This is a genomic window from Brevundimonas sp. (assembly GCF_032017145.1).
Lineage (GTDB): Bacteria > Pseudomonadota > Alphaproteobacteria > Caulobacterales > Caulobacteraceae > Brevundimonas.
In genome coordinates, this window is sequence record NZ_DALZQC010000180.1 from 1 (window position 1) to 3497 (window position 3497).

Genomic DNA, 3497 nt, shown 5'->3' on the forward strand with positions numbered 1-3497 from the left:
CCCAGGCGGATGTCGGCATCGCCATGGGCGGCGGCACCGACGTGGCCCTGGAGACCGCGGACGCCGCCGTCCTGCGCGGCCGGGTCAGGGACATTCCCGACATGATCGCCCTGTCCCGCGGGGTGATGGGCAATATCCGGCAAAACATAACCATCGCCTTGGGATTGAAGGCCGTCTTCCTGGTCACCACCGTGATCGGAGTGACGGGCCTGTGGCCCGCCATCCTCGCCGACACCGGAGCCACGGTCCTGGTCACGGCCAACGCCATGCGCCTGCTGCGCTGGACGCCGCGTCGACAGGCCTGACGGGAGAGAGCCGGGCTCGAAGGGCCGCGCCGGGAGGGATCCGGGTCAGCCCCTGGCCAGCGAAGGTCAGGGATTATCCGGCGCCGCGCAACCCTGCCTCCGCTCGCGGATTGCATCCCGACACGGCAAGCGACGCCGGAGCGGAGCGCAGGGTGTCATGGGCGAACAGACTGGCGATCAACCGGATGTCGATGGCGAGCGCCCCGACACCGCGAGGACCCGCGGCGAGACTGATCCGGACGCTCCCGCGACGCCGCCGAAGCTCCATATGACGGGCAGGGGTCTCAGCCCGGCCGAGTATCGCGCCCAGCACGGCGGTCACCCGCATCAGGCTGACTTTTCGCGAGGCGCCGATGGCGGCGACGACCCGGCGGAAGCGGCTGGGGCGGGCCAACCCGACAGGCCGTGAACCGGTCGCCTGACGCCCTCCGGCCGCGGGTCGGCGGTCAGGTGCCGTTGTGTCGGCCGAACACGCGGGTCGAGCCGTCGTTGAGGATCAGCACCGTCGTATAGGGTTCGCGGCCGGCGGCCTCCATGCCCGGCGAGCCCGCCGGCATGCCGGGCGCGCTCAAGGCCCTGGCGGCGGGGCGTTCGCTGAGCAGCCGATCGACATCGCCGGCGGGGACGTGGCCTTCGATGGCGTAGGCGCCGACCACCGCCGTGTGACACGAGGCCAGCCGGTCCGGAACGCCGTGCTGCGCCCGGATCGGAGCCAGATCCTCGCGCTCGACGACCTCGACGGTCCAGCCGGCCTGGCGCATGTGCGCGATCCAGCCGCCGCAGCAGCCGCACCAGGGCGTCTTGTAGGCGGTCATCCGCTTCGGCGGCGCGGCGAGGGCCGGGCCGGCGAAGGCGAGGGCCGGCAGCGCCGTCAGAAGGGCGCGTCGGGAGGGGGAGGGCGAAGAGGCGGGCATGACGGCATCCTGGCGAGCGAGGCGACGATCCTAGCCGGATCGCCGGGCGTTGACGACGCTGACGATGTCGCGGGCCGCCGTCAGGCCTGGCGCCCCCAGGACGCGAGCAGACCGCCCTGGCCCGAAAACCGGCGGGGCGTCGTGCGGGGCGAACTATGGGACATTGCGCTTCAGGTCGTCCAGCCAGACCCGGGCGCTCGCGTCCGAGGGCGCCCGCCAGTCGCCGCGCGGCGAAAGGTTGCCGCCCGAAATCACCTTGGGGCCGTTCGGCATGGCGGAGCGCTTGAACTGGCTGAGGGCGAAAAACCGGGTGACAAACACCTCCAGCCATTGCTTGATCGTCGGCAGATCATAGGCGGCGCGCGAGGCGGCCGGGAAGTGGGCCGGCCACGCCCCCGCCTCGAGATCCCGCCAAGCGTGCCAGGCCAGGAAGGCGACCTTGGAGGGACGCAGGCCGTAGCGCGTCAGGTAGAACAGGTTGAAATCCTGCAGTTCGTAGGGCCCGATCCTGGACTGCGTGCTCTGAAGCGCGTCCGCGGCGGCCTGCGGCACCAGCTCGGGCGAGATCTCCGTGCCCAGCACGCCAAGCAAGGTCGCCGAGGCCGCCTCGTCCAACTGCCCGGTGGCCGCGACCCAGCGGATCAGGTGCTGGATGAGGGTCTTGGGGACCGAGCCGTTGACGTTGTAGTGGCTCATGTGATCGCCGACGCCGTAGGTCTGCCAGCCCAGCGCCGACTCGGACAGGTTGCCTGTGCCGAGCACCAGGCCCTCGCGCTGGTTGGCGAGCCGGAACAGGAAGTCGCTCCTCAGCCCGGCCTGGACGTTTTCGAAGGTGACGTCGTAGACCGGTTCGCCGCGGGCGAACGGGTGGCCGATCGCCTCCAGCATCGTCCGCGCCGCGGGCCGGATGTCGATCTCTTCGCCCGTCACCCCGAGGCTTCGCATCAGGGCCCAGGCGTTGCGCTTGGTGCCCTCGCTGGTGGCGAAGCCGGGCATGGTGAAGCCCAGGATGTCCGTGCGCGGACGGCCCAGGGCGTCGAAGGCCTTCGCCGCGACCATCAGGGCGTGGGTGGAGTCGAGGCCGCCGGAGACGCCGACCACGACGCGCCTGACGCCCGCCGCGTCGAGGCGCTTGGCGAGGCCCTGCACCTGGATGTTGAAGGCTTCATAGCAATCCTGGTCCAGCCGGGCCGGATCGTCCGGCACGAACGGAAACCGGTCGTGCGGCCGCAGCAGCCCGATATCGACGTGCTCCGCCGCATGCTCGAAGGCGATCCGCCGGAAAGCGTGCTCGGGGTGGCCGGCGGCGGCGGCGGCGTTGTTGAAGGTGGGCGTCCGCAGCCGCTCGAGGCGCATGCGTTCGACGTCCACGTCCGCCACGGCCATCTGGGCGACGTCCGGGAAGCGGCGGGTCGCGGCCAGCAGACGGCCGAGCTCGTGGATGGTCGCCTGCCCGTCCCAGGCCAGGTCGGTGGTGCTCTCGCCGGGCCCGGCCGCGGCGTAGAGGTAGGCGGCCTGGCATCGCATCGACTGCGAGGCGCAGAGCAGCGCGCGCTCGTCGGCCTTGCCGACCACGATGTTGGACGCCGACAGGTTGCAGAGCAGGGTGGCTCCCGCCAGCGCCGCCAGGGTCGAGGGCGGGGTGGCGGCCCAGAAGTCCTCGCAGAGCTCCATGTGGAAGACGAAGTCCGGGACGTCGCTGGCCTCGATGATCAGGTCGGTCCCGAACGGCGCCCTCTGCCCGGCGACGGCGATGTCCAGGCCGCGCACGCCGGCGCCGGGGGCGAACCAGCGGTTCTCGTAATACTCCCGATAGTTCGGAAGGAAGCTCTTGGGCACGACCCCCAGGACGCGGCCCCGGGCGAGGGCGACGGCGCAATTGTAGAGCCGTCCGTTGCGGACGAGGGGCGCTCCCACCACCAGCACCGGCTGCAGGTCCCGGCTCGCCTGCACGAGCTCGGCGAGCGCGGCGTTCACCGCCTGAAGGAGGGCGTCCTGGAGCAGGAGGTCGTCGATCGCATAGGCGGACAGGCCCAGCTCCGGAAACAGCATGAGGTCGGCGCCGCGGGCGTGTCCCTCCCGCGCCAGTTTCAGGGTCTCGAGGAGGTTGGCCGCCGGATCGGCCACGGCGATGCGCGGCGTGCAAACCGCCACACGCACGAACCCCTGCGCCCGGTTGGAATAGAGTTCATGCGCTCGGCCTCCTTTGGCGTCGACCGGTACAGGAGCGGCCCGGCGCCCGGCAAGTTGCGCCCTCCGTCGCGCGCCGCGGCCGCCC

At 71.5% G+C, this 3497-nt stretch carries 2 protein-coding genes and 1 pseudogene; 1 reads left to right on the forward strand and 2 read right to left on the reverse strand.

From position 1 onward, the window contains the following. Nucleotides 1-305 (forward strand): annotated as a pseudogene (locus tag RTU05_RS17480) (heavy metal translocating P-type ATPase); the annotation flags it as partial. 446 nt (nucleotides 306-751) lie between these two features. Here the strand turns inward: RTU05_RS17480 and RTU05_RS17485 are convergent. Both RTU05_RS17485 and RTU05_RS17490 read right to left on the reverse strand, forming a co-directional pair. After that, the gene (locus RTU05_RS17485; RefSeq protein WP_035307575.1) at nucleotides 752-1219 is read right to left on the reverse strand and encodes a DUF411 domain-containing protein; all 468 of its coding nucleotides are present in this window, start codon (nucleotides 1217-1219) and stop codon (nucleotides 752-754) included. Nucleotides 1220-1372: 153 nt separating this feature from the next. Beyond that, complete coding sequence (locus tag RTU05_RS17490) at nucleotides 1373-3379, reverse strand: NAD(+) synthase (RefSeq protein WP_230307679.1); 2007 nt, start codon at nucleotides 3377-3379, stop codon at nucleotides 1373-1375. Nucleotides 3380-3497 lie beyond the last annotated feature (118 nt).

Coding starts and splice junctions, on each gene's coding strand:
- RTU05_RS17485 (WP_035307575.1), bottom strand. CDS start 1,219: ATGCCCGCCTCTTCGCCCTCCCCCTCCCGACGCGCCCTTCTGACGGCG.